Genomic DNA, 23,181 nt, shown 5'->3' with positions numbered 1-23,181 from the left:
CCTGAGCCTCATGGAAAAAGCCCAAGCGGGGCTTGGGCTTTTTCTCGGGTCGCGTGACCGTGCGCGGGCACGGCCTTGCAAGGCTCAGCGCTTGGCCAGGCGCTGCCAGGTGTCGACCACGGAGTCCGGGTTCAGCGAGATCGAGACGATGCCCTCCGATGCCAGCCAGTCGGCGAAGTCGGGGTGGTCGCTGGGGCCCTGGCCGCAGATGCCGACGTACTTGCCCGTGGCGCGGCAGGCCGTGATGGCGCGCGAGATCAGCGCCTTCACGGCCGGGTCGCGCTCGTCGAAGTCGCTGGCCAGCAGCTCCAGGCCGGAGTCGCGATCCAGGCCCAGCGTCAGCTGCGTCAGGTCGTTGGAGCCGATGGACATGCCGTCGAAGTGCTCCAGGAACTGCTCGGCCAGGATGGCGTTGCTGGGCACCTCGCACATCATGATGAGCTTGAGGCCGTCCTGGCCGCGCTTGAGGCCGCGGCTGGCCAGCATCTCGCCCACGCGCTGCGCCTGCGCCACGGTGCGCACGAAGGGCACCATGATCTCGACGTTGGTCAGGCCCATGTCGTTGCGCACGCGCTTGAGCGCTTCGCACTCCATGCCGAAGGCGTCGCTGAAGTCACCGCTGATGTAACGCGAGGCGCCACGGAAGCCCAGCATCGGGTTCTCTTCGTCCGGCTCGTAGCGGGTGCCGCCGATGAGCTTGCGGTACTCATTGGACTTGAAGTCCGACAGGCGAACGATCACCGGCTTGGGCCAGAAGGCCGCCGCAATGGTGGCCACGCCCTCGGCCAGCTTGTCCACGTAGAACGCACGCGGCGAGGCGTGGCCACGGGCCACCGACTCCACCGCCTTCTTCAGGTCGTCATCGACGTTGGGATAGTCGAGGATGGCCTTCGGGTGCACGCCGATGTTGTTGTTGATGATGAATTCCAGCCGCGCCAGGCCCACGCCCGCGTTGGGCATCTGGGCGAAGTCGAAGGCGAGCTGCGGGTTGCCCACGTTCATCATGATCTTGATGGGGCAGTAGGGCATTTCGCCGCGCTGCACCTCGCTGATCTCGGTTTCGAGCAGGCCGTCGTAGATGAAGCCGGTGTCGCCCTCGGCGCAGGACACCGTCACCAGCGCGCCGTCGGGCAGCGTCTCGGTGGCGTCGCCGCAGCCCACCACGGCCGGAATGCCCAACTCGCGCGCAATGATGGCGGCGTGGCAGGTGCGGCCGCCGCGGTTGGTGACGATGGCCGATGCCCGCTTCATCACCGGCTCCCAGTTGGGGTCGGTCATGTCGGCCACCAGCACGTCGCCGGGCTGCACGCGCTCCATCTCGGCGAGGCTGCGCACCAGGCGCACGGGGCCGGTGCCGATCTTCTGGCCGATGGCGCGGCCCTCGGCCAGCACGGTGCCCTTGCCCTTGAGCTTGTAGCGGTGCTCGACCTTGCCTTCGGCCTGGCTCTTCACCGTCTCGGGGCGGGCCTGCAGGATGTAGAGCTGCCCATCCTGGCCGTCCTTGCCCCACTCGATGTCCATCGGGCGGCCGTAGTGCTCCTCGATGATGAGCGCGAACTTGGCCAGCTCGATCACGTCCGCGTCGTTCAACGAGTAGCGGTTGCGCTGCTCGGGGGGCGTGTCCACCGTGCGCACCAGGCGGCCGGTGGCGGCCTTCTCTTCAGGGCTGGCGAACTCCATGCGGATGAGCTTGGAGCCCAGGTTGCGGCGGATGACCGAGAACTTGCCGGCCTTGAGGGCAGGCTTGTGCACGTAGAACTCGTCAGGGTTGACGGCGCCCTGCACCACCGTCTCGCCCAGGCCGTAGCTGGCGGTGATGAACACCACGTCCTTGAAGCCGCTTTCGGTGTCGATGGTGAACATCACACCGGCGGCGCCGAGGTCGGAGCGCACCATGCGCTGCACGCCGGCCGACAGCGCCACGTCGCTGTGCGCAAAGCCCTTGTGCACGCGGTAGCTGATGGCGCGGTCGTTGTAGAGCGAGGCAAAGACCTCCTTCATCTTGTGCAGCACGTCTTCGATGCCGCTGACGTTGAGGAAGGTCTCCTGCTGGCCGGCGAAGGACGCATCGGGCAGGTCCTCGGCCGTGGCCGAGGAGCGCACGGCGAAGCTGGCACCGGGGTGGTCGCCGGTCAGCCGCACGAACTCCTCGCGCACCGCCGCCTCGAAGGCCGGCGGGAACGGCGCGTCCGTGACCCAGCCGCGGATCTCGGCGCCGGCCTCGGTCAGCGCACGCACGTCATCGACGTCCAGCGCCGACAGGCGGGCGTTGATCTTCTCGGTGAGGTTGTTGAACTTCAAAAACTCGCGGAACGCGTGGGCCGTGGTGGCGAAGCCACCGGGCACGCGCACACCGGAGGCGGCGAGCTGGCTGATCATTTCGCCCAGCGAGGCGTTCTTGCCGCCGACCGACTCGACGTCGGTCATGCGCAGCTGCTCGAAAGGCAGGACCAGAGCGGTTGCGGCTTGAAGGTTGGACATGGAAAAGCTCCGTGATGATGGGAAAGCTGGAGCCCTGCGCAGCCGCCGACACGAAAACGTGCCCGGTGTGGATTTGTTCTTGATGTTCTTGGATTTGGAGATCCCGGGCAGTCGTGCCGTCGGGGCCGCAAGGCGAATTGGGCGTGATTCTACGCAGCCGCCACCTATGATCGTCACAACACTCCATCTTGCTGTACGTCATGCCCAACCGAACCGTGTTCTTCGTCTCCGACGGCACCGGCATCACCGCCGAGACTTTCGGCAATTCGATCCTGGCGCAGTTCCCGGCCAAGCACCGGCATGTGCGGCGGCCCTTCATCGACACCGAAGAGAAGGCCGCGCAGGTGGCCGCCGAAATCGAGGCCACCGCGCTGCGCGAGGGCAAGCGCCCCATCGTGTTCATCACGCTGGTCAACGAGGCCGTGCGCCGCATCGTCAAGGAGTCGCCGCACGGGCTGATGCTGGACATGTTCAACACCTTCGTCGAGCCGCTGGAGGCTGAGTTCGGCGTGAAGTCCAACCACCGCGTCGGCCGCTTCTCGGACGTGGCCAAGAGCGAGGAGTACAACGAGCGCATCGAGGCCATCAACTTCTCGCTGGCGCACGATGACGGGCAGTCCGCGCGCAACCTGGAGAGCGCCGACGTGATCCTGGTGGGCGTGAGCCGCAGCGGCAAGACGCCCACCTCGCTCTACCTGGCCATGCAGCATGGCATCAAGGCCGCCAACTACCCGCTCATTCCCGAGGACTTCGAGCGCGGCCAGCTCCCCTCCTCGCTGGCGCCGCACAAGCGCAAGTGCTTCGGCCTGAGTATCGACCCGGAGCGTCTCTCGCAGATCCGCAACGAGCGCCGACCGGGCAGCAAGTACGCGGCGCTGGAGAACTGCCGCTGGGAGGTGCGCCAGTCCGAAGCCATGATGCGCCGCGAGGGTATCGGCTGGCTCAGCTCCACGCACAAGTCGATCGAGGAGATCGCCACCACCATCCTGCGCGACATCCGCCCCGACCGGCTCATCTACTGAGCCAGCGGGCAACCTGGCGCGGGCTGCCCGGGAACCCGCGCCGAAGCCCGTCAGCCGGTGCGCCGCCGCGCCGACTCGTGCAGGCAGATCGCCGCCGCGGCGGCAACGTTGAGCGACTCCTCGCCCCCGGGCTGCGCAATGCGCACGGTGAGGTCGCAGCGCTGCAGCAACTCCTCGCGCACGCCCTGCCCCTCATGCCCCATCACCCAGGCACAGGGCCAGGGCAGCGGGGCCTCATGCACCGCCTGCGCCGCATGGGAGCTGGTGGCCACCAACGGCAGTTGCAGCGCCGTCAAGGTTTCGGGCTCGATACCCTCGACCAGGCGCAGGTTGAAATGGGCGCCCATGCCGGCGCGCACCACCTTGGGCGACCACAGCGCGGCGCTGCCCTTGAGCGCGATCACCTGCCCAAAGCCCAGGGCCGAGGCGCTGCGCAGGATGCTGCCGAGGTTGCCCGCGTCCTGCACCCGGTCCAGCACCACGCTGGCCTGCCCGGCGGCGATGTCGGAGAGCGCCGGCGGCACCCAGGTGAAGCCGATGCGTGCGGGCGATTCCAAGGCGCTGATGCCGGCAAAGAGCGCGTCCGGCAGCACCATGGCCTTGGGCGCCGCGGCGGCGAGCTCGCGCAGCGCCGGCTGCAGCCAGCCTGACTCGCTCACCACGGCCTGTGCCGGGCGCTGCCCGCGCGTGAGCAGCGCCCGGCACAGGTGGTCGCCTTCCAGCCACACCAGGCCGAGCTTGCGGTACGCCGACGGATCCTGCGTGAGCTTGCGCAGTTTCACCAGCAGCGGGTTGTCGCGCGAGGTGATGCGTACCGGCTCGCCCATCACGCCACCTCCCGGCCGCCGGCGGCCAGCGCCTCGCGCACGGGCCTGAAGCTGCGCCGATGCACGGCGCTGGCGCCATGCGCGCGCAGCGCCGCCAGGTGCGCCGGCGTGGGATAGCCCTTGTGCACGTCGAAGCCGTAGTGCGGGTACTCGGCATGGAGTTGCGCGCACAACCGGTCACGGTGCACCTTGGCCAGGATGGACGCGGCCGAAATGGAAGCCACCAGCGCGTCGCCGCGCACGATGGCCTCGGCCGGAATGCGCAGCGGCGGCAACCGGTTGCCGTCCACCAGCGCCTTGGCCGGCTTCAGGCGCAGTCCCTCCACGGCCCGCTTCATGGCCAGCATGGTGGCGTGCAAGATGTTGAGGCGGTCGATCTCCTCCACGCTGGCCTCGGCGATGCAGAAGCTCAGCGCGCGGGCGCGCACCTGGTCGAACAGCAGCTCGCGCCGCCGCGCGGTGAGCGCCTTGGAGTCGGCCAGGCCCTCGATGGGATCGTCATCGTCCAGGATCACGGCCGCGGCCACCACCGGCCCCGCCAGCGGGCCTCGCCCGGCCTCGTCCACACCGGCCACCAGGCCGGGCACGTCAAAGCACAGCGCCATCTGCTCAGGCCCGATCCAGCAGTCGTGCAATCGCATCCGTGGCCGTGCGGGCCGTATCGCGCCGCAGAAGGTGATGAAGTTCCATGAATCGTTGTTCCAGCGCGGCCGCGCGCTGCGGCGCATCGAGCCACTGCAGCACCGCGTCGGCCAGCGCGCGGGGCGTGGCATCGTGCTGCAGCAGCTCGGGCACCACGAAATCGCGGCACAGGATGTTGGGCAGCCCGACCCAGGGCTGATAGCGCATGCGCTTCATGATCTGCCAGCTCAGCGCGGCCATGCGGTAGGCGATGACCATGGGCCGCTTGAACAGCGCCGCCTCCAGCGTGGCGGTGCCGCTGGCAATGAGCGTGACGTCGCAGGCGGCCAGCGCCTCGTGCGAGCGGCCGTCGAGCAGCGTCAGCGGCAGCCCGGCGCCATGGGTGGCGATCTGCGCATCGACGAGCCCGCGCAGGCCCGGCGCCACCGGCAGCACGCAGCGCAGGTCGGGCCGCGCCGCATGCAGCAACCTCACCGCGCCCAGGAAGGTCGGCAGCAGGTTCGCGATTTCGCCGCGGCGGCTGCCGGGCAGCAGGGCCAGCACGGGCGCGCCGTCGCTCAGACCCAATGCCGCGCGCGCCGCGGCGCGGGGCACCTCCAGCGGGATGGTGTCTGCCAACGGGTGGCCCACATAGCTGGCCTCGATGCCATGGCCGCGCAGCAGCTCGGGCTCGAAGGGAAAGAGGCACAGCACATGGTCCGTGCTGCGCGCCAGGCGCTTGGCACGCCCGCCGCGCCAGGCCCAGATCGACGGGCAGACGAAGTGCACGGTGCGCACGCCCGCGGCCTTGAGCCGCGCTTCCAGCCCGAGGTTGAAGTCGGGTGCGTCCACACCGATGAACAGGTCGGGCCGCTCCTGCAGCAGCCGCGCGGCCAGCGCCTCGCGGATGCCCGAGATCTCGCGGTAGTGCCGCAGCGCTTCCGCATAGCCATGCACGGCCAGCTTCTCCGAGGGCCACCAGGCGGTGAAGCCCTGTGCAGTGAGCTTGGGACCGCCGATGCCGGTGGCCGAAAGCCGCGGCCAGCGCTGCCTGAGCCCGCCCAGCAGGAGCGAGGCCAGGAGGTCGCCGGACGCTTCGCCGGCGACCATCGAGAAGCGAGGATCGCCTGCGATGGATGCCATGGCGGTCAGCGCACGATGCCGCGTTTGGCGCGTTCCAGGAATTCGAGCATCAGCCCCAGGTCGGCGTCGCCGTCCGCGTCGGCGCCGCCGCGCAGCGCCTCGATCTGGCCCCTGGCGTTGTCCAGCGTCAGGCCTTCGCGGTAGAGCAGCTTGTGCATCTGCTTGACCTGCGCGATGCGGGCCCGGCTGAAGCCGCGCCGGCGCAGGCCCTCGATGTTGAAGCCGCGCGCCTGCGCGGGGTTGCCGTCGATCATCATGAACGGCGGCACGTCCTGCGACAGCGCCGTGGCGAAACCGATCATGGCGTGCGCGCCGATCTGCACGAACTGGTGCACACCGGTGAGGCCGCCCACGATCACCCAGTCGCCCACATGCACATGGCCGGCCAGCGTGGCGTTGTTGGCCAGGATGGTCTTGTGGCCCAGCTGCACGTCGTGCGCGATATGCACGTAGGCCATGATCCAGTTGTCGTCGCCCACGCGCGTAACGCCCACATCCTGAGCCGTGCCGCGGTTGAAGGTGCAGAACTCGCGGATGGTGTTGCGGTCGCCGATGTGCAACTCGGTGGGCTCGCCGGCGTACTTCTTGTCCTGCGGGGCGGCGCCCAGCGAGGCGAACTGGAAGATCCGGTTGTCGCGGCCGATGGTGGTGCGGCCCTCGATCACGCAATGCGGCCCGACGGTGGTGCCCGCACCGATCACGACCTGGGGGCCAATGAGCGTGTAGGCGCCGACGCTGACGTCCTCGGCCAGCTCGGCCGCCGGGTCCACGAGCGCGGTGGGATGGATCAGGGCCATCGGTGCGTCAGGCGATCTTGCGGATCGTGCACATGAGCTGCGCCTCGGTGGCGAGCTCGCCGTCCACCAGGGCACGTGCGGTGAACTTGGCGATGCCGGCCTTCATGCGGTCCAGCGACACCTCCAGGCGCAACTGGTCGCCCGGCTCCACCGGGCGCTTGAAGCGCGCGCCGTCGATACCGGCAAAGTAGTAAACGGTGTTCTCGTCAGGCCCCGTGTCGTCGCTGGCGAAGGCCAGCAGCGCCGAGGCCTGCGCCAGCGCTTCGAGGATCAACACGCCCGGCATCACCGGGCGGTGCGGGAAATGGCCCACAAAGTACGGCTCGTTGATGGAGACGTTCTTGAGCGCCACGATGCGCTCGCCCTTCTCCACCTGCAGCACCCGGTCCACAAGCAGGATCGGATAGCGGTGGGGGAGCTTCTTGAGAATCTGGTGGATATCCATCATGAAATCTTTTTCTCGAGGGCCTTCAGGCGCTCGCGCAATGCATGCAGCTGACGCAGGGTGGCTGCGTTCTTTTCCCAGCTCGCATTGTCGTCGAAGGGGAAGGAGCCGCTGTAGCGGCCCGGCTGGCGGATCGAGCGGCTCACCAGCGTGCAGGCCGAGACATGGACATGGTCCACGAGCTCGATATGGCCAACGACGCTGGAGGCGCCGGCAATGGTGCAGTGCCGCCCGATGCGGGTGCTGCCGGCGATCGCCACGCAGCCCGCGATGGCAGTGTGCGCGCCGATGTGCACGTTGTGGGCGATCTGGATCAGGTTATCGAGCTTTACGCCGTCTTCAATGACGGTGTCGCCCAGCGCCCCGCGGTCGATGCAGGTGTTGGCGCCGATCTCCACGTCGTCGCCGATGCGCACCGCGCCGAGCTGTTCGATCTTTTCCCAGCGCCCCTGGTCCGGCGCAAAGCCGAAGCCGTCGGCGCCGATCACCACGCCGCTGTGCACGATGCAGCGTTGGCCCAGCGTGCAGCGCTCGCCCAGCACCACACGGGCGGCCAGGCGCGAGCCCGCGCCGACTCGGGCCGCGCGGCCCACGAAGGATTGCGCGCCCACCACCGTGCCGGCCTCCACCACCGCGCCGGCACCGACGAAGGCCAGGGCCTCGACGCGCGCCGTGGGGTCGATGTACGCCCCCTCTTCCACCACCGCGCCGGGATGCACGCCGGCCGGCAGGGCCGCGCGCGTGCGCACGGCCCACCATTGCGTCAGGCGCGCGAAGTAGAGATAGGGATCAGGCGTGACCAGCGCGGCGCCACGCGCGGCGGCCTCATCGCGCAGCGCCGGGGCCACGATCACGCAGCCGGCCCGAGTGCTGCCGAGCTGGCTGCGGTAGCGCGGGTTGGCCAGGAAGCTGATGGCCGAGGGGCCGGCGCCGTCCAGCGGCGCGATGGCGTCGATGCGCGCCGACGCATCGCCCAGCAGCTCGCCGCCAAGTGCGGCCACAATGTCGGAAAGCGCGACGCTCATGGTTGCAGGCTCAATCAAAAAACAAAGGCTGCGGCCGCCCGAAGGCGGCCGCAGCACTGGCAATGATGCCCGCTGCGCCTGGCCCGCGCGGCTTGGCGCAGGCCCGGCGCCGCAGGGCGCCTCACTTGCCGGCGTTGAGCGCGTCGATCACCTTCTTGGTGATGTCCACGCGCGGACCAGCGAACACCACTTCCTGCAGGATCAGGTCGTACTTTTCCTGGTCGAAGATCTGCTTGATGACCTTGTTGGCACGCTCGACCACGGAGGCGAGCTCCTCGTTCTTGCGCTGGTTGAGGTCTTCCTGGAACTCGCGGCGGCGACGCTGGAAGTCGCGGTCCTGCTCCACGAGGTCCCGCTGGCGCCGCGTACGCTCGGCCTCGGCCAGCGTGGGCGCGTCCTTCTCCAGCTTGTCAGACGCCGCCTTGAGCCGGTTGGCCATGTCGGCCAGTTCGCGCTCGCGCTTGCCGAACTCCGCCTCCAGCTTGCTCTGCGCCGCCTTGGCCGGCGTCGCCTCACGCAGCACGCGCTCGCTGTTGACGTAGCCGATCTTCAATTCCTGGGCCTGCGCGCCAGCACCGGCAGCCGCCAGCGCCGCGGCAAGAACCAGCGACTTCAATCCACCCATGTTCATCAAAACGCGGTCCCGATCTGGAATTGGAAACGTTGAATTCTATCTGCCGGCTGCTTGCGCACCGGCGCGCCCACGCTGAGCTTGAGCGGACCCACCGGTGAGATCCAGCTCAAGCCCAGGCCAGCGGACACCCGCAGGTCATCGAGCTTGACCTTCTCCTCTTCGCCCCACACGTTGCCCGCGTCCACGAAACCGAACAGGCGCAGCGTCTTGTCGTTGCCCGAGCCCGGCACGGGCACGTAGAGCTCGGCATTGAGATTGATCTTGCGGTTGCCGCCCAGATAGGCACCGGTGGGATCGACCACACCCAGCGAGCTCTGGTCGAAGCCGCGCACCGAGCCCAGGCCACCGCCGTAGAAGTTCTTGAACACCGGGTACAGCCGGCCGCCCAGGCCCTTGCCGTAACCCAGCTCGCCATTGAGACCCAGCGTGAAACGCGGGCCCAGCGCAAAGTACTGCTGGACCTGGAAGTTGCTGCGCAGATAGCGGGCATCGCCCCCCGGCGACAGCTCGACGTTGACGCGCTGGTAGCGCCCGCGCGTGGGTACCAGGGCGCTGTCGCGCTGGTCCCGCGCCCAGCCCAGCGTCAACGGCACCGACAGCGCCGTGTCGCCAAAGCGCTCGCGGTACACGAAGTAGGCGTTGGGCAGCGCGCTGCCGCGGATCTCGGTGCGCTCAATGCCGACGCCGAAGTAAACCGTGTCGTATTCGGAGAACGGCACGCCGAAGCGCACGGCGGCACCGGGGGTGACGAGTTGGTAGTCCTCGCCCTGGCTGTTGATCGGGCGGCTGGTGCGGTAGTACAGGTCCACCGCGCGCGAGATGCCGTCGATCGTGAAGTACGGATCGACGGTGGAGAACACCAGCTGGCGGTTGTAGCGGCTGGTGTTGACTTCCACACCCAGGTAGTTGCCGCTGCCGAAGACGTTCTCCTGCCGGATCGAGCCCGAGAGCGTGAGCTTCTCGGCACTGGAGAAGCCCGCGCCCAGCATCAGGTTGCCGGTGGGCTTCTCGGCCACATTGACGGTGAGGTCCACCTGGTCCAGCGCGCCGGGCACCTCCTCGGTGTCGATGGCGACTTCCTTGAAGTAGCCCAGGCGGTCGACGCGGTCGCGCGACAGCTTGATGCGCTGGCCGTCGTACCACGACGACTCGAACTGGCGGAACTCGCGCCGGATCACCTCGTCGCGCGTGCGCGTGTTGCCCGCGACGTTGATGCGGCGCACGTACACGCGGCGCTGCGGCTCGGCCGACAGCACCACCGCCACCTGGCCGTTGGCACGGTCGATCTCGGGCCGCGACTCCACGCGCGCGAAGGCGTAGCCGTAGAAGCCGAAGCGCTCGGTGAACTGGCGCACCGTCTCGGCCACGTCCTCGCTGCGGTACGGCTCGCCGGGCTGAATTTTCACCAGCGAACGGAACTCGTCTTCCTTGCCCAGCAGGTCCCCTTCCAGGCGCACTCCGGTGACGGTGTAAGGCTGGCCCTCGCGGATGGAGATCGTGATCGAAATCTCCTGCTTGTCCGGCGAGATCGTGACCTGCGTGGACTCGACGTTGAACTCCAGGTAGCCGCGGTTGGTGTAGTAGGCGCGCAGCGTCTCCAGGTCGGCGTTGAGCTTGGCGCGCGAGTAGCGGTCGGTCTTGGTGTACCAGGTCAGCCAGCCGCCGGTGGTCTGCTCCAGCAATCCCAGCAGCGTGCGCTCGGAGAACGCCTTGGCACCGACGATGCGGATGTCCTTGATGCGCGCGGTTTCACCCTCGACGATCGTGAAGGTGACGTTGACGCGGTTGCGCTCCTGCGGCGTGATGGTCGTGACCACCTCGGCGCCGTAGAGGCTGCGCGAGAGGTACTGGCGCTTGATCTCCTGCTCGGCGCGGTCCACGGTAGCCCGGTCGAACGGCAACCCCTCGCCGATGCCGGCGGACTTCAGCGACTTGAGCAGCGTGTCCTGATCGAACTCCTTGAGGCCCACGAAGTTGACGTTGGCAATGATGGAGCGCTCATCGACCACCACCACCACCACGTCACCCTCGACCTCCAGCCGCACGTCGCGGAACAGGCCCGTGGCGAACAGCGCGCGCAGCGCCGCCGAGCCCTTCTCGTCGGTGTAGGTGTCACCGATGCGGAACGGCAGCGCCGCGAACACGGTGCCCGGATCGGTGCGTTGCAGGCCCTCGATGCGGATGTCCTTCAACACGAAAGGCTCGGCCGCCATGGCCGGCAGGGCACAGGCAGCAACCGCCACCGCCACGCTGGCCGCCACGGGGCGCAGCGGGCTCACAGATAAGGGAAACAGCATCGGAAGCGCGCGTCAGTGCTGGCCCAGCAGGCGGGCCAGATCGTTGGACAGGGCAAGGGACATCAGCAGCAGCAGAATCAGCGCGCCGCCACGCTGCAGCCACTTGAGCCACAGCTCCGAGACCGGGCGTCCGGTCAATCCCTCGAAAAGATAATACATGAGGTGTCCGCCATCGAGCATGGGCAGCGGCAGGAGGTTCAGCACCCCCAGGCTCACGCTCACCAGCGCCAGAAAGCCCAAGTAGTAGGACAGGCCCTGGTTCACGGACTGGCCGGCGTAGTCGGCGATGGTCAACGGGCCCGAGAGGTTCTTGAGCGAGGCCTCGCCCGTGAGCATGCGCCCCATCATCTGCAGCGTCAGCACCGACACCTCCCAGGTGCGCTGCGCGCCCTGCACCAGCCCGTCCACTGGGCCGCGGCGCACCAGCACCATCTCGGGCGGTTGGCCGACGTAGGCGTCAACACGACCGATGGCGCGCGGGCCTTCGCCATGCAGCCGCGGCTGCACGCTCAATTCCAGCGTCTGGCCTCGGCGTTCGATCTGCCAGCGCATGGGCTGCGGCACACCGTTGCGCACGCTGGCGGCGATGCGCTCGCGCAGGCCCGCCGCGTCCATTACCGGCACGTCGTCCACGCGCAGCACCCGGTCTCCGGCGCGCAGCCCCGCGCGCGCGGCCGGGCCGTCGCTCTTGACCTCGCCGAGCACCGGCTCGCTGTAGGGCGCGCCCAGCCCGATGCGCTGCATCAGTGCCGCATCGACCTCCTGCCCGGCCACGCTCTGCAGATCCAGCACCAGCGTGCGCGTGGCCTGACCCTGCGCATTGCTGGCCATCAGCTGCAGCCGCTCGCCCGCCAGCGCGGCCTGCGTCACCTGCCAGCGCAGCTCGGTGACCGATGCCACGTCCTCCCAATCGGTTCCGTCGCGCGAGACGGCGCGCACCCAGTCGCCCGCGCGCAGCCCGGCACGCTCGGCCAGGCTGCCCGCCGCCGGCGCGCCCAGCACCGGCTTGGCCTCCTGCGTGCCGATCCAACTCGCCGCGGCGTACAGCAGCACCGCCAGCAGCAGGTTGGCCATCGGGCCGGCCAGCACGATGGCGGCGCGCTGCCACAGCGGCTTGTTGTTGAAGGCTTCGCCACGCTCGTGCGGCGCCACGGGTGTCTCACGCTCGTCAAGCATGCGCACGTAGCCCCCCAGCGGCAGCAGCGAGACCACGAACTCGGTGTCGCCCTTCTGGCGCCGCCACAGCACCTTGCCGAAGCCCACCGAGAAGCGCAGCACCTTGACGCCGCAAGCCCGCGCCACGCGGTAGTGCCCGTACTCGTGCACCACCACGAGCACGCCCAGCGTCAGCAGGAAGGACAGCAGCGTGCTCATCTCGCTAGTCCCCTGACGAATTGCCGCGCCTGCGCGCGGGCCCGCTCGTCCAGTGCCAGCAAGTCCTGCAGCGCCGCCTGCGCGGGCAGTTGCGGCAGCACACACTCGACGGTCGCGGCGTTGACGCGGTGGATGTCCATGAATCCGATCGTGCCGCCAAGGAAGGCGGCCACCGCCTCCTCATTGGCGGCATTGAGCACCGCGGTGCTGCCCTCCGGCCCCTTCAAGGCGTCGAAGGCCAGCTGCAGGCCCGGGAAGCGTTGCGCATCGGGCGGCTCGAACGTGAGGGCCGAGAGCCGCGAGAAGTCCAGCAGCCCGGCGCCGGACTCGATGCGCTGCGGATGCGCCAGCCCCACGGCAATGGGCACGCGCATGTCGGGCGTGCCCAGCTGCGCCAGCACCGAGCGGTCGCGGCACACCACCATCGAGTGGATGATGCTCTGCGGGTGGATGACCACGCGGATCTGCTCGGGCGTGAGGTCGAACAGCCAGCGCGCCTCGATGACCTCCAGCGCCTTGTTCATCATGGTCGCGGAGTCCACCGAGATCTTGCGCCCCATGACCCAGTTCGGATGCGCGCAGGCTTCCTGCGGTGTCACGGCTGCAAGCGTGGCCGGATCGCGCTGCCGGAACGGCCCGCCGGAAGCGGTGAGCACAATGTGATCGATGCGCGCGGCCCAGGCGGCACGGTCGTCGGGCAGGCACTGGAAAATGGCCGAGTGCTCGCTGTCGATGGGCAGCAGCGTGGCGCCGCCGGCCTGCACCGCCTCCATGAACAGCGCACCGCCCACCACCAGCGCCTCCTTGTTGGCCAGCAGCAGCCGCTTGCCGGCACGCGCCGCGGCCAGGCAGGGAGCCAGTCCGGCGGCGCCGACGATGGCAGCCATCACCGCGTCCACCTCCGGATGCGCGGCCAGCTCGCACAACGCCTCGGGGCCGGACAGCACCTCGGTGTCGCAGCCCGCGTCGCTCAGCAGCGCACGCAGACGGCGGGCGCCGGCCTCGTCGGCCACGGCGGCGAAGCGCGGCCGCCACTGCAGGCACTGCGCCGCCAGCTCCTCGATGCGCTGGTGCGCGCTCAGCGCGAAGACCTCATAGCGCTGCGGATGGCGCGCCACCACGTCCAGCGTGCTGGTGCCGATGGAACCGGTGGCGCCCAGGATCGTGAGCCGCTGCTTGCTGCAAGTCATGACGATGATTTCGTGTGGAGCCCGGCGCGCACGAGGCGTTGGCGATGCGCGGGCGGGTCAGAGCGCGGCCAGCGCCAGCGCGATGGGGAAGACCGGCAGCAGCGCGTCGACGCGGTCGAGCACACCGCCGTGGCCGGGCAGCAGCGCGCTGCTGTCCTTGGCGCCGGCCGCGCGCTTGACCAGCGACTCGAACAGGTCGCCCACCACGCTCATGCCGGCCAGGAGCAGCACGCCCGCCACCAGCAGGACCGGGCCATGCGCGTTCGCCAAGCGGCCGTAGAGGCTGCTGCCTTCGCCGTCGAGCAGCAGCCATACCAGCGCCAGCACCAGCACGCCGAGCAGGCCGCTGATGGCCCCCTCCCAACTCTTGCCCGGACTGATGGCCGGTGCCAGCTTGCGCCGGCCAAAGCGCCGGCCACCGAAATAGGCCGCGATGTCAGCCATCCACACCAGGCAGAAGACGGACAGGATGAAGTTCAGGCCCAGCGCGCGCGCCTGCGCCAGCGCCAGCCAGGCCAGCCACAGCAGCACCAGGCCCAGCGCGCCGCGCAGCACGCGCGGCAGCCGCGGCCAACCGGCCACGCCGCTGCGCAGCGCCAGCGTGCCGCCGAGCACCCAGGCCACGGCAGCCAAGCCCCAGGCCGGCGTGGGCTCACGTTGCGTCCAACCCGCGGCCAGCGCGCCGGCGCAGGCCGCGGCCAGAGCCACGCCCAGCACGATGGCCAAGCCCGAGCCGGCGCCATTGAGGCGCATCCACTCCCAGCCGGCCGCGCCGATGAAGGCCAGCGTCAGCAGGGCGAACCAGCGGGGGTCGGAGGCCAGCAGCGCCGGGATCAGCAGCCCCAGCAGGACCAGCGCCGTGATCACACGCTGCTTGAGCATTGGCGCTTCAGGCCTGCAGCGCCTGGGGTTGCGCGTCGGGCACGCCGCCGAAGCGGCGCTCGCGCGAGGCGTAGGAGCGCAGTGCGGCATCGAGCTCGGCCTCGCCGAACTCGGGCCACAGACAATCGGTGAACACCAGCTCGGAGTACGCCGCCTGCCACAGCAGGAAGTTGCTGATGCGCATCTCGCCGCCGGTGCGGATGAAGAGATCGGGATCGGGCGCGTGGCTCAGTGCCATGAACTGGTTCAGTCGCGCCTCGTCCAGTTCCTCGGGCCGCAGCCCCAGCGCCAGGGCGCGGCGGCAGGCCTGCACGATGTCCCAGCGGCCGCCGTAGTTGAAGGCCACCGACAGCGTGATGCGGGTGTTGTGCGCGGTGGCGTTTTCGGCCTGCTGCCAGGCCGAACGCACGCGCTCGGAGACGGCGTTGCGGTCACCCACGATGCGGATGCGCACGCCTTCCTTTTCCAGCTTGGTGAGGTACTTCGACACCGCCACCAGCACCAGGCTCATCAGCCCGGACACCTCGTCGTTGGGCCGCTTCCAGTTCTCGGAAGAGAAGGCAAAGACCGTGAGGTACTCGATACCCCGGTCGGCGCAGGCCTGCACCGTGCGCACCAGCGCATCCACACCGTGCTTGTGGCCAAAGATGCGCGGCATGAAGCGCCGCTTGGCCCAGCGGCCGTTGCCGTCCATCACGATGGCCACGTGGCGCGGGATGCGCGGGTCTTGCTGCACGAGCGATTTCAGCATCACAAGGACATGCCGGACTGAGGTCAGACCGCCAGGATCTCGGCTTCCTTGGCCGCGACGAGCTTGTCGATCTCGGCCACGGTGCGGTCGGTGAGCTTCTGCATCTCGTCGAGGCTGCGGCGCTCCTCGTCCTCGGTGATGGCCTTGTCCTTGAGCAGCTTCTTGGCGTGCTCATTGGCGTCGCGGCGCAGGTTGCGCACGGCCACCTTGGCATCCTCGCCGGCGTGGCGCACGACCTTGGTCAGCTCCTTGCGGCGCTCTTCGGTCAGCGCCGGCATCGGCACGCGCAGCAGGTCGCCCTGCGACGACGGATTGAGACCCAGGTCCGACTCGCGGATGGCCTTCTCGATCTTGGCGCCCATGCCCTTTTCCCAGGGCTGCACGCTGATGGTGCGGGCATCGAGCAGGCTGACGTTGGCCACCTGGCTCAGCGGCAGCATCGAGCCGTAGTACTCCACGTGCACCTGGTCCAGCAGGCCCGGGTGGGCGCGGCCGGTGCGCACCTTCTGCAATTCGTTCTTGAAGGCCTCGATGGTCCTGGCCATCTTCTGTTCGGCCGTCTTGCGGATGTCGGCAATGCTCATCGATCGCTCCTCTTACACATGCACCAGCGTGCCCTCGTCCTCACCCAGCACCACGCGCTTGAGCGCGCCGGGCTTGAAGATCGAGAACACCTTGATCGGCAGCTTCTGGTCGCGGCACAGCGCGAAGGCGGTGGCATCAAGCACCTGCAGGTTGCGCACGATGGCCTCGTCGAAGCTGATGCGGGCGTAACGCGTCGCGCTGGGGTCCTTCTTGGGGTCGGCGGTGTAGACGCCATCGACCTTGGTGGCCTTGAGCATCACTTCGGCGCCGATCTCCGCGCCGCGCAGTGCGGCGGCGGTGTCGGTGGTGAAGAAGGGATTGCCGGTACCGGCGGCGAACACCACCACCTTGCCCTCTTCGAGGTACTGCAGCGCCTTGGGCCGCACGTAGGGCTCCACCACCTGCTCGATGTTGATGGCCGACATCACGCGCGCGGTCATGCCTTCCTGGCGCATCGTGTCGGCCAGGGCCAGCGAGTTCATCACGGTGGCGAGCATGCCCATGTAGTCGGCCGTGGCACGGTCCATGCCCACGGAGCCGCCGGCCACGCCGCGGAAGATGTTGCCCCCGCCAATGACTACCGCCACCTCGCAGCCCAGCTGCGTCACCTCCTGGATCTCGCGCACCATGCGCACGATGGTGGCGCGGTTGATGCCGTAGGCGTCGTCGCCCATGAGGGCTTCGCCCGAAAGTTTCAGCAGGATGCGCTTGTAGGCCGGCATGCGGCGTTTCTCCCTGAAGGATGGAAACTGCGAGAGTCTAAGGGGCCACCCCAGGGCGGCCCCGGGTGCCTTCCACGCTCAACGCGCGGAAGGCACATCGGGCTTACTGCCCCTTGGCGGCGGCGACCTGCGCGGCCACCTCGGCGGCGAAGTCGTCCGCCTTCTTCTCGATGCCCTCGCCGACCACGTACAGCGTGAAGCCCTTCACGGTGGTCTGCTTGTCCTTGAGCATCGCGCCCACGGTCTGCTTGCCGTCGGCGGCCTTGACGAAGACCTGGTCCAGCAGCGAAACCTCCTTGAGGAACTTCTGCACCGAGCCTTCGACCATCTTGGCCACGATCTCGGCCGGCTTGCCGCTCTCGGCGGCCTTCTCGGCGGCGATCTTGCGCTCCTTCTCGACCAGCTCGGCCGAGACTTCGGCGCCGGACAGCGCCGCGGGCTTCATGGCCGCCACGTGCATGGCCACGTCCTTGGCCGCCACGTCGTCGCCCTCGAACTCCACGACCACGCCGATGCGCGTGCCGTGCAGGTACGAGGCCAGCTTGCCGCCGCCCTCATAGCGCTTGAAGCGGCGGATGGACATGTTCTCGCCGATCTTGCCGATCAGGCCCTTGCGCACGTCTTCCACCGTCGGGCCGAAGCCGTCCTGGTCCAGCGGCAGCGCGCCGATGGCGTCCACGTCGGCCGGGTTGTGCTGAGCGATCAGCCCGGCGATGTTCTTGGCCAAGGCCAGGAACGAGTCGTTCTTGGTGACGAAGTCGGTCTCGCAGTTGACCTCGACCATGGCGCCGGTCGTGCCGTTGACGACCGCGGCGACCACGCCCTCGGCGGTCACGCGCGAAGCGGCCTTGCCGGCCTTGTTGCCGAGCTTGACGCGCAGGATCTCCTCGGCGCGGTCCATGTCGCCGTCGGCCTCCGTCAGCGCCTTCTTGCACTCCATCATCGGCGCGTCGGTCTTGGCGCGCAGCGAGGCGACCATGCTTGCGGTAATTGCGGGCATATGAATCTCCGTAGATTGTGAAAAGGGGGCTGAAACAGCCCCCTTCGTCAGGCCGGTCGCATCCGGCGCGTGACGGATCAGGCTTCGGCGTTGACCTCGACGAACTCGTCGCCGCCAGCGGACACGGCCTGCACCAGATCGTTGGTGGCGTTGGCCTTGCCTTCCAGCACCGCGTCAGCCACGGCGCGCGCGTACAGCGCGACGGCCTTGGCGGAGTCGTCGTTGCCCGGGATCACGTAGTCGATACCGTCCGGAGAGTGGTTGGTGTCCACCACGCCCACCACCGGGATGCCCAGCTTCTTGGCCTCGGCCACGGCGATCTTGTGGTAGCCCACGTCGATCACGAACAGCGCGTCGGGCAGCGCAGTCAGATCACCAATACCGCCGATGTCCTTTTCCAGCTTGGCGATCTCGCGCTGGAACATCAGCGCTTCCTTCTTGATCGCGGGCTGGGTGCCGGCCTCGACCTGGGCCTGCATGTCCTTGAGCTTCTTCAGCGAGCCCTTGACCGTCTTGAAGTTGGTCAGCATGCCGCCGAGCCAGCGCTGGTCGACGTAGGGCATGCCGGCGCGCTGGGCTTCCTGGGCGATGATGTCGCGCGCCTGGCGCTTGGTGCCCACCATCAGGATGTTGCCGCGCTTGGCCGAGAGCTGGCGCACGAACTTCATCGCTTCCTCGAACAGCGGCTGCGTCTTCTCGAGGTTGATGATGTGGATCTTGTTGCGATGGCCGTAGATGTACGGGGCCATCTTGGGGTTCCAGAAGCGCGTTTGGTGGCCGAAGTGGACACCGGCTTCCAGCATTTCACGCATGCTGACGGACATGGAAAGCTCCAGAAGGTTGGGTCTTGAAGGCCGGCGAGAATCCCTGTGAGAGAGGCTTGAGCGCCTGAAGGGACACCTTGGACCGCCGGCTTCGCGAGTCGTTTTTCTCCGCGCGCCAGGCACCATTGCCCGGCCGGGGAAAAACCCGAAGATTGTAGCACCGACGCCAACCCGGCCGCCGCGTTGCCCCCCTGCCCCGCTTGGACTAGCCTGCGCCGCGCCATGCAACTCATCACTTCTCCCGGTCGCAACCTCCCTCTGCACGACCTGCCCGCCACGCGGCGCCTGGAACAGCGCGCGCTCGCCGCAGTGCCGCCGGGCACCCTGGTGGCACGCGCCGGATTGGCCTTGGCGCGCCTGACGCTGGCCCTGGCGCCGCACGATCGGTGCTGCTGGGTGCTGGCCGGGCCCGGCCACAACGGCGCCGACGCGCTGGAAGCCGCTTGGCACTTGGCGCGCAGCGGCCGCGCCGTGACGGCCAGCGTCTTCGCCGCGGACCTGCAGGCGCTGGTGCCCGCCGCCGCGCAGTCGCTGCAACGCGCCCGCGAGGCCGGCGCCACCATCCTGCTGAACAGCCCCACGCCGCCCGCGGACTGCGCGCTGGCGCTCGATGGGCTGCTGGGCATTGGCAGCGCACGCGCCATCGAGGGCGCCATGGCCCGGGCAGTGCAGAGCTTCAACGCCATCACCGGCACGCGGCTGGCGGTGGATGTGCCCTCGGGCCTGGACGCCGGCACCGGCCGCACCGTGGGCAGCGCCGTGGCGCAGGCCACCGACACGCTGACCATGCTCAACCTCAAGACCGGCCTGTTCACCGGTGCCGGCCGTGCGCACTGCGGCCGCCTGTGGCTGGCCTCGCTGGACGTGGTGGACGATGAGCCCCCACAGGCCTGGCTGGCCGGCCGCGCGTTGCGCGACACCGCGCGTGCTCCGCGTGCTCATGCCCAGCACAAGGGCAGCTACGGCGACGCGCTGGTGATCGGCGGCGCGCAGGGCATGCACGGCGCGGCGCTGCTGGCCGCGCGCGCCGCCTTGAGCGCCGGCGCGGGCCGGGTCTACATGAGCCTGCTCGAAGGCACGCTGGCCCTGGACCCGACCCGGCCCGAGCTGATGTTGCGCGACGCGCTGTGGCGCGCCGGCGTCGAACGACTAAGCAGCGCCACCGTGCTGTGCGGTTGCGGCGGAGGCCAAGCCGTGGCCGCGGCGTTGCCGCTGCTGCTGGAACAGGCCGTGCGGCTGGTGCTCGATGCCGACGGCCTCAATGCCGTAGCCGCGGACCCGGCCCTGGCGCAGGCGCTGCGTGCGCGAGCCGGCCGCAACCAAGCCACAGTGCTGACGCCGCACCCGCTGGAAGCGGCGCGACTGCTGGGCTGCAGCGCGGCCCAGGTGCAGGCCAACCGGCTCGCCGCAGCCCAGCGTCTGGCCGACGATCTGGGCGCCGTGGTGGTGCTCAAGGGCTCGGGCAGCGTGGTGGCCGCGCCCGGCGCGCTGCCTTACGTGAACCCCACCGGCAACGCGGCGCTGGCCAGCCCCGGCACGGGCGACGTGCTCGCGGGCTGGCTCACCGGGCAGTGGAGTACCCAGGCCGGGACCGGCGCGCTGCAGGCGCTGGTAGCTGCCGGCGTGCAACTGCACGGTGCCGCCGCCGATGCCCACGTGCTGCACGGCCCGCTGCTGGCACTGGACTTGATCGACGCCATGCGGCGCCTGGCCTGAAACGCGCGGAGCATGGACGACGGCGGCCACACCAGGGCGTACCCAGAAGCTCATCGCACCGTCTGCCTTCCACATCAAGCCTCAGCCAAACCGCGACACGCCTCTGAGTCAAACCAGGATTGCTGCCCTCAGCAGCACAATCCATCCGATGAGTACCGCCCAACGAGCGGATTGCGAACCACCGGGAAACAATCTTCTGACTACCTCTTCGGGCAGGGAGGACGGCCACAGCCAGTGAGTCCGGCTGCCCCATGGCCACCCCGTCCAGCGCCTCAACCCGTCCGGGCGCAGCGCCGAAAGAAAAAGGGAGCAGCCCCGGCGCTTGGCTGCCGGTGGAAAGCACCCAGCCATACCCCGAGGCCAGCCCCACCGCGCGCCCGGCGTGCCGGCGCGCGGTGGTTCAGCCGCGCGCCTTGCTCTTGCGTGCCGCGGCCTTGGCAGCGGTCTTGGCCGACGCCGTCTTGCGGGCCGCGCTCTTGCGTGCGCCGGTCTTGCGCGCGGTGCGCGCGGCGGCCTTGTGGGCGCGGCTTTCCTCCTTCAGGGCCTGCAGCTGTTCCACGGCGCTGGGAGCCTGCTCCTCCTGGCCGCCACTGTCTGAAACGGCCGCTCCCCTGGTCGCCTCGCCACCCATGGGTGCCAGCGCATGCGGCCGGTCCACGGGCGGCGTGTCGGCCGAGGGCATGTCGGCCTCGCCCAGGCCAGAGAAAGCCTGGGGCACGGTTTCGCGCGCTGTTTCGCCGCCCTTGCGGCCACGGCGAGCGCGAGCGCGCGCCTCGCCCTCCACGGCCTTGCCCTGCACACCGCGCCGTCCGGTCACGCGCAGTTGGGCACCCTCGTGTACCAGGCGGAAGTCGATGCGGCGGCCGTCCAGGTCGACGCGGCTGACCTGCACGCGCACGCGCGAGCCCACCACGTAGCGCACGCCGGTGCGCTCGCCACGCAGCTCCTGGCGCGCCTCGTCGTAGCGGAAGTACTCGCCGCCGAGCTCGGTGATGTGCACCAGGCCCTCGACGTAGAGCGCGTCCAGCGTCACGAACAGGCCGAAGCTGGTAACCGCGGTGACGGTGCCACTGAACTCCTCGCCCAGCCGGTCGCGCATGTAACGGCACTTGAGCCAGGCTTCGACGTCGCGCGAGGCCTCGTCGGCGCGGCGCTCGTTGGCGCTGCAGTGCGCGCCCGCGGCCTCCCACAGCTCCATCTCCTGCGGATGTGCCTTGGCCGCCTTGCCGCCGGAGCGGGTCTTGGGCGCCTCCTCCAGCGCGCCGCTGGCCAGCCGGTAGCGCTTGCCCGCCAGCAGGGCCTTGATGACACGATGCACCAGCAGGTCGGGATAGCGCCGGATCGGGCTGGTGAAGTGCGTGTAGGCCTCGTAGGCCAAGCCGAAATGGCCCGAGTTGCTGGCGGTGTAGATGGCCTGCTGCATCGAGCGCAGCAACATGGTGTGGATCTGCTGCGCGTCGGGACGGTCCTTGGTGGCCTCCGCGATGGCGGCAAATTCGCCCGGCGTGGGTTCGTCGCTCACCGACATCCCCAGCCCCAGCGCGCGCAGGTAGTTCTGCAGCGTCACGCGCTTCTCGGGCGTGGGGCCTTCGTGCACGCGGAACAGCGCCGGATGTTTGTGCTGCTCGATGAAGTCGGCGGCACAGACGTTGGCCGCCAGCATCGCCTCCTCGATGAGCCGGTGCGCCTCGGTGCGCACGCGCGGCACAATCTTCTCGATGCGTCCTTGCGGGTCACACACGATCTGCGTCTCGGTGGTCTCGAAGTCCACCGCCCCGCGGTTGCCGCGGTGCTTGAGCAGCGCGCGGTAAACCTCGTGCAGGTGCAGCAGGTGCGGCACCAGGTCGGCGCGCCGTGCCGCCTCGGGGCCGCGCGTGTTGCCGAGGATCGCCGCCACCTCGGTGTAGGTCAGCCGCGCATGCGAGCAGATGACGGCCGGGAAGAACTGGTAGGCCTGCACCTCGCCGTCCTCGCGCACGAGCATGTCGCACACCATGGACAGCCGATCCTGCAGCGGATTGAGCGAGCACAGTCCGTTGGAGAGCTTCTCCGGCAGCATCGGAATGACGCGGCGCGGGAAGTACACCGAGGTGGCGCGCTCGTAGGCGTCCTCGTCCAGCGCGTCACCCGGCTTGACGTAGTGGCTCACGTCGGCGATGGCCACCACCAGCCGCCAGCCGCTGAAGGCGTTCTTGCCCCGACCGCTCTTGTGCGGCTCGCAGTAGACGGCATCGTCGAAGTCGCGCGCATCCTCGCCATCGATAGTCACCAGCGGCACGTCGGTGAGGTCGATGCGGTGGCGACGATCGGCGGGGCGCAGCTTGTCCGGCAGTGCCGCGGCCTGCGCCAGCGTCTCGGGCGAGAAGCGGTGCGGCACCTCGTACTTGCGCACCGCGATCTCGATCTCCATGCCCGGGTCGTCGATCTCGCCCAGCACCTCGGTGACGCGGCCCACAGGCTGCGAGTACATCGAGGGCTCCTCGGTGAGCTCGATGGCCACCACCTGCCCGGCCGTGGCGCTGCCCGTGGCATTCTTGGGGATGAGGATGTCCTGGCCGTAGCGCTTGTCCTCGGGGGCGACCAGCCACACGCCGTTCTCGTGCAGCAGCCGCCCGATGATGGGCGTCCGCCGTCGCTCCAGGATCTCCAGCACCCGTCCTTCAGGCCGGCCCTTGCGGTCATAGCGCACGATGCGCACGCGCACTCGGTCGCGGTGCAGCACCGAGCGCATTTCCTGCGGCGAGAGGTAGACGTCGCCGTCCCCATCGCGCAGCACGAAGCCATGGCCGTCGCGATGGCCCTGCACTACACCCTCGACTTCGCTCATGAGCGCTGTGCCGAGGCC

General features: G+C 69.1%; 20 protein-coding genes. 2 read left to right on the top strand and 18 right to left on the bottom strand.

All coding sequences use genetic code 11. The annotated features are described in order from the left end of the window. Window positions 1-84: 84 nt before the first annotated feature. Window positions 85-2,481 carry a phosphoenolpyruvate synthase gene (ppsA, locus tag HHL10_RS04865; protein WP_169159199.1) on the bottom strand — a complete coding sequence of 799 codons (2,397 nt, stop codon included), beginning with the start codon at window positions 2,479-2,481 and terminating at the stop codon, window positions 85-87. Window positions 2,482-2,681: 200 nt separating this feature from the next. Between ppsA and ppsR the strand changes: the two genes are divergently transcribed. Beyond that, the gene (ppsR, locus tag HHL10_RS04860; RefSeq protein WP_169159198.1) at window positions 2,682-3,503 is read left to right on the top strand and encodes a posphoenolpyruvate synthetase regulatory kinase/phosphorylase PpsR; all 822 of its coding nucleotides are present in this window, start codon (window positions 2,682-2,684) and stop codon (window positions 3,501-3,503) included. 50 nt (window positions 3,504-3,553) lie between these two features. On the opposite strand, the gene HHL10_RS04855 is transcribed toward ppsR, so the two are convergent. From HHL10_RS04855 to rpsB, 16 genes are all read right to left on the bottom strand, one after another. Further along, the gene (locus HHL10_RS04855) at window positions 3,554-4,330 is read right to left on the bottom strand and encodes a TrmH family RNA methyltransferase (RefSeq protein ID WP_169159197.1); all 777 of its coding nucleotides are present in this window, start codon (window positions 4,328-4,330) and stop codon (window positions 3,554-3,556) included. Then, a complete protein-coding gene (gene rnhB, locus HHL10_RS04850) occupies window positions 4,330-4,971 on the bottom strand; it encodes a ribonuclease HII (RefSeq protein WP_169159196.1) in 642 nt (213 codons plus the stop codon). The genes HHL10_RS04855 and rnhB overlap by 1 nt, the downstream gene beginning before the upstream one ends. Further along, on the bottom strand, window positions 4,940-6,094 hold the full coding sequence (lpxB, locus tag HHL10_RS04845) for a lipid-A-disaccharide synthase (RefSeq protein WP_235971079.1): 1,155 nt from the start codon (window positions 6,092-6,094) through the stop codon (window positions 4,940-4,942). The genes rnhB and lpxB overlap by 32 nt, the downstream gene beginning before the upstream one ends. A gap of 5 nt (window positions 6,095-6,099) precedes the next feature. After that, entirely contained in the window at window positions 6,100-6,891 is a 792-nt protein-coding gene (gene lpxA / locus HHL10_RS04840) for an acyl-ACP--UDP-N-acetylglucosamine O-acyltransferase (RefSeq protein ID WP_169159195.1), read from the bottom strand. A 7-nt stretch (window positions 6,892-6,898) separates the two neighbouring features. Next, a complete protein-coding gene (gene fabZ / locus HHL10_RS04835) occupies window positions 6,899-7,339 on the bottom strand; it encodes a 3-hydroxyacyl-ACP dehydratase FabZ (RefSeq protein WP_169159194.1) in 441 nt (146 codons plus the stop codon). Beyond that, on the bottom strand, window positions 7,336-8,361 hold the full coding sequence (gene lpxD / locus HHL10_RS04830) for a UDP-3-O-(3-hydroxymyristoyl)glucosamine N-acyltransferase (RefSeq protein ID WP_169159193.1): 1,026 nt from the start codon (window positions 8,359-8,361) through the stop codon (window positions 7,336-7,338). Before lpxD ends, fabZ begins: the two co-directional genes overlap by 4 nt. 121 nt (window positions 8,362-8,482) lie before the next feature. Continuing rightward, complete coding sequence (locus HHL10_RS04825; protein ID WP_169159328.1) at window positions 8,483-8,986, bottom strand: OmpH/Skp family outer membrane protein; 504 nt, start codon at window positions 8,984-8,986, stop codon at window positions 8,483-8,485. Window positions 8,987-8,991: 5 nt separating this feature from the next. Next, window positions 8,992-11,292: an outer membrane protein assembly factor BamA gene (bamA, locus tag HHL10_RS04820; protein WP_169159192.1), complete on the bottom strand. Its 2,301-nt coding sequence runs from the start codon at window positions 11,290-11,292 to the stop codon at window positions 8,992-8,994. A gap of 12 nt (window positions 11,293-11,304) precedes the next feature. Beyond that, window positions 11,305-12,666 (bottom strand): RIP metalloprotease RseP, encoded by a 1,362-nt coding sequence (gene rseP / locus HHL10_RS04815; protein ID WP_169159191.1) that lies wholly within the window; start codon window positions 12,664-12,666, stop codon window positions 11,305-11,307. After that, window positions 12,663-13,856: a 1-deoxy-D-xylulose-5-phosphate reductoisomerase gene (gene ispC / locus HHL10_RS04810; protein WP_169159190.1), complete on the bottom strand. Its 1,194-nt coding sequence runs from the start codon at window positions 13,854-13,856 to the stop codon at window positions 12,663-12,665. The genes rseP and ispC overlap by 4 nt, the downstream gene beginning before the upstream one ends. A 57-nt stretch (window positions 13,857-13,913) precedes the next feature. Then, window positions 13,914-14,738, bottom strand: a complete 825-nt coding sequence (locus HHL10_RS04805; RefSeq protein WP_169159189.1) for a phosphatidate cytidylyltransferase — start codon at window positions 14,736-14,738, stop codon at window positions 13,914-13,916. A gap of 7 nt (window positions 14,739-14,745) precedes the next feature. Further along, the gene (uppS, locus tag HHL10_RS04800; RefSeq protein WP_169159188.1) at window positions 14,746-15,489 is read right to left on the bottom strand and encodes a polyprenyl diphosphate synthase; all 744 of its coding nucleotides are present in this window, start codon (window positions 15,487-15,489) and stop codon (window positions 14,746-14,748) included. A 23-nt stretch (window positions 15,490-15,512) separates the two neighbouring features. Further along, window positions 15,513-16,073 carry a ribosome recycling factor gene (frr, locus tag HHL10_RS04795; protein ID WP_169159187.1) on the bottom strand — a complete coding sequence of 187 codons (561 nt, stop codon included), beginning with the start codon at window positions 16,071-16,073 and terminating at the stop codon, window positions 15,513-15,515. 12 nt (window positions 16,074-16,085) lie between these two features. After that, window positions 16,086-16,796 carry a UMP kinase gene (gene pyrH, locus HHL10_RS04790; protein ID WP_169159186.1) on the bottom strand — a complete coding sequence of 237 codons (711 nt, stop codon included), beginning with the start codon at window positions 16,794-16,796 and terminating at the stop codon, window positions 16,086-16,088. Window positions 16,797-16,899: 103 nt separating this feature from the next. Beyond that, window positions 16,900-17,796 carry a translation elongation factor Ts gene (gene tsf, locus HHL10_RS04785; protein ID WP_169159185.1) on the bottom strand — a complete coding sequence of 299 codons (897 nt, stop codon included), beginning with the start codon at window positions 17,794-17,796 and terminating at the stop codon, window positions 16,900-16,902. Window positions 17,797-17,873: 77 nt separating this feature from the next. Beyond that, a complete protein-coding gene (rpsB, locus tag HHL10_RS04780) occupies window positions 17,874-18,620 on the bottom strand; it encodes a 30S ribosomal protein S2 (RefSeq protein ID WP_169159184.1) in 747 nt (248 codons plus the stop codon). A 222-nt stretch (window positions 18,621-18,842) separates the two neighbouring features. Here rpsB and HHL10_RS04775 point away from each other — a divergent pair, with 222 nt between their 5' ends. Next, window positions 18,843-20,336: an NAD(P)H-hydrate dehydratase gene (locus HHL10_RS04775; RefSeq protein WP_169159183.1), complete on the top strand. Its 1,494-nt coding sequence runs from the start codon at window positions 18,843-18,845 to the stop codon at window positions 20,334-20,336. Window positions 20,337-20,736: 400 nt separating this feature from the next. Here the strand turns inward: HHL10_RS04775 and rnr are convergent, their stop codons facing one another. Continuing rightward, window positions 20,737-23,163, bottom strand: coding sequence for a ribonuclease R (gene rnr, locus HHL10_RS04770; protein WP_169159182.1), 2,427 nt, complete (start codon window positions 23,161-23,163; stop codon window positions 20,737-20,739). Between the last annotated feature and the right edge of the window lie 18 nt (window positions 23,164-23,181).

It is taken from the genome of Azohydromonas caseinilytica (assembly GCF_012927045.1).
Taxonomy (GTDB): domain Bacteria; phylum Pseudomonadota; class Gammaproteobacteria; order Burkholderiales; family Burkholderiaceae_C; genus Azohydromonas; species Azohydromonas caseinilytica.
This window is presented reverse-complemented; position numbering and strand designations above follow the sequence as displayed.

What these genes read in the sequence shown, in the direction of transcription:
- ppsA (WP_169159199.1), bottom strand. Translation starts at nt 2,481, where the DNA reads ATGTCCAACCTTCAAGCCGCAACCGCTCTGGTCCTGCCTTTCGAGCAG.
- ppsR (WP_169159198.1), top strand. Translation starts at nt 2,682, where the DNA reads ATGCCCAACCGAACCGTGTTCTTCGTCTCCGACGGCACCGGCATCACC.
- HHL10_RS04855 (WP_169159197.1), bottom strand. Translation starts at nt 4,330, where the DNA reads ATGGGCGAGCCGGTACGCATCACCTCGCGCGACAACCCGCTGCTGGTG.
- rnhB (WP_169159196.1), bottom strand. Translation starts at nt 4,971, where the DNA reads ATGCGATTGCACGACTGCTGGATCGGGCCTGAGCAGATGGCGCTGTGC.
- lpxB (WP_235971079.1), bottom strand. Translation starts at nt 6,094, where the DNA reads ATGGCATCCATCGCAGGCGATCCTCGCTTCTCGATGGTCGCCGGCGAA.
- lpxA (WP_169159195.1), bottom strand. Translation starts at nt 6,891, where the DNA reads ATGGCCCTGATCCATCCCACCGCGCTCGTGGACCCGGCGGCCGAGCTG.
- fabZ (WP_169159194.1), bottom strand. Translation starts at nt 7,339, where the DNA reads ATGATGGATATCCACCAGATTCTCAAGAAGCTCCCCCACCGCTATCCG.
- lpxD (WP_169159193.1), bottom strand. Translation starts at nt 8,361, where the DNA reads ATGAGCGTCGCGCTTTCCGACATTGTGGCCGCACTTGGCGGCGAGCTG.
- HHL10_RS04825 (WP_169159328.1), bottom strand. Translation starts at nt 8,986, where the DNA reads ATGGGTGGATTGAAGTCGCTGGTTCTTGCCGCGGCGCTGGCGGCTGCC.
- bamA (WP_169159192.1), bottom strand. Translation starts at nt 11,292, where the DNA reads ATGCTGTTTCCCTTATCTGTGAGCCCGCTGCGCCCCGTGGCGGCCAGC.
- rseP (WP_169159191.1), bottom strand. Translation starts at nt 12,666, where the DNA reads ATGAGCACGCTGCTGTCCTTCCTGCTGACGCTGGGCGTGCTCGTGGTG.
- ispC (WP_169159190.1), bottom strand. Translation starts at nt 13,856, where the DNA reads ATGACTTGCAGCAAGCAGCGGCTCACGATCCTGGGCGCCACCGGTTCC.
- HHL10_RS04805 (WP_169159189.1), bottom strand. Translation starts at nt 14,738, where the DNA reads ATGCTCAAGCAGCGTGTGATCACGGCGCTGGTCCTGCTGGGGCTGCTG.
- uppS (WP_169159188.1), bottom strand. Translation starts at nt 15,489, where the DNA reads ATGCTGAAATCGCTCGTGCAGCAAGACCCGCGCATCCCGCGCCACGTG.
- frr (WP_169159187.1), bottom strand. Translation starts at nt 16,073, where the DNA reads ATGAGCATTGCCGACATCCGCAAGACGGCCGAACAGAAGATGGCCAGG.
- pyrH (WP_169159186.1), bottom strand. Translation starts at nt 16,796, where the DNA reads ATGCCGGCCTACAAGCGCATCCTGCTGAAACTTTCGGGCGAAGCCCTC.
- tsf (WP_169159185.1), bottom strand. Translation starts at nt 17,796, where the DNA reads ATGCCCGCAATTACCGCAAGCATGGTCGCCTCGCTGCGCGCCAAGACC.
- rpsB (WP_169159184.1), bottom strand. Translation starts at nt 18,620, where the DNA reads ATGTCCGTCAGCATGCGTGAAATGCTGGAAGCCGGTGTCCACTTCGGC.
- HHL10_RS04775 (WP_169159183.1), top strand. Translation starts at nt 18,843, where the DNA reads ATGCAACTCATCACTTCTCCCGGTCGCAACCTCCCTCTGCACGACCTG.
- rnr (WP_169159182.1), bottom strand. Translation starts at nt 23,163, where the DNA reads ATGAGCGAAGTCGAGGGTGTAGTGCAGGGCCATCGCGACGGCCATGGC.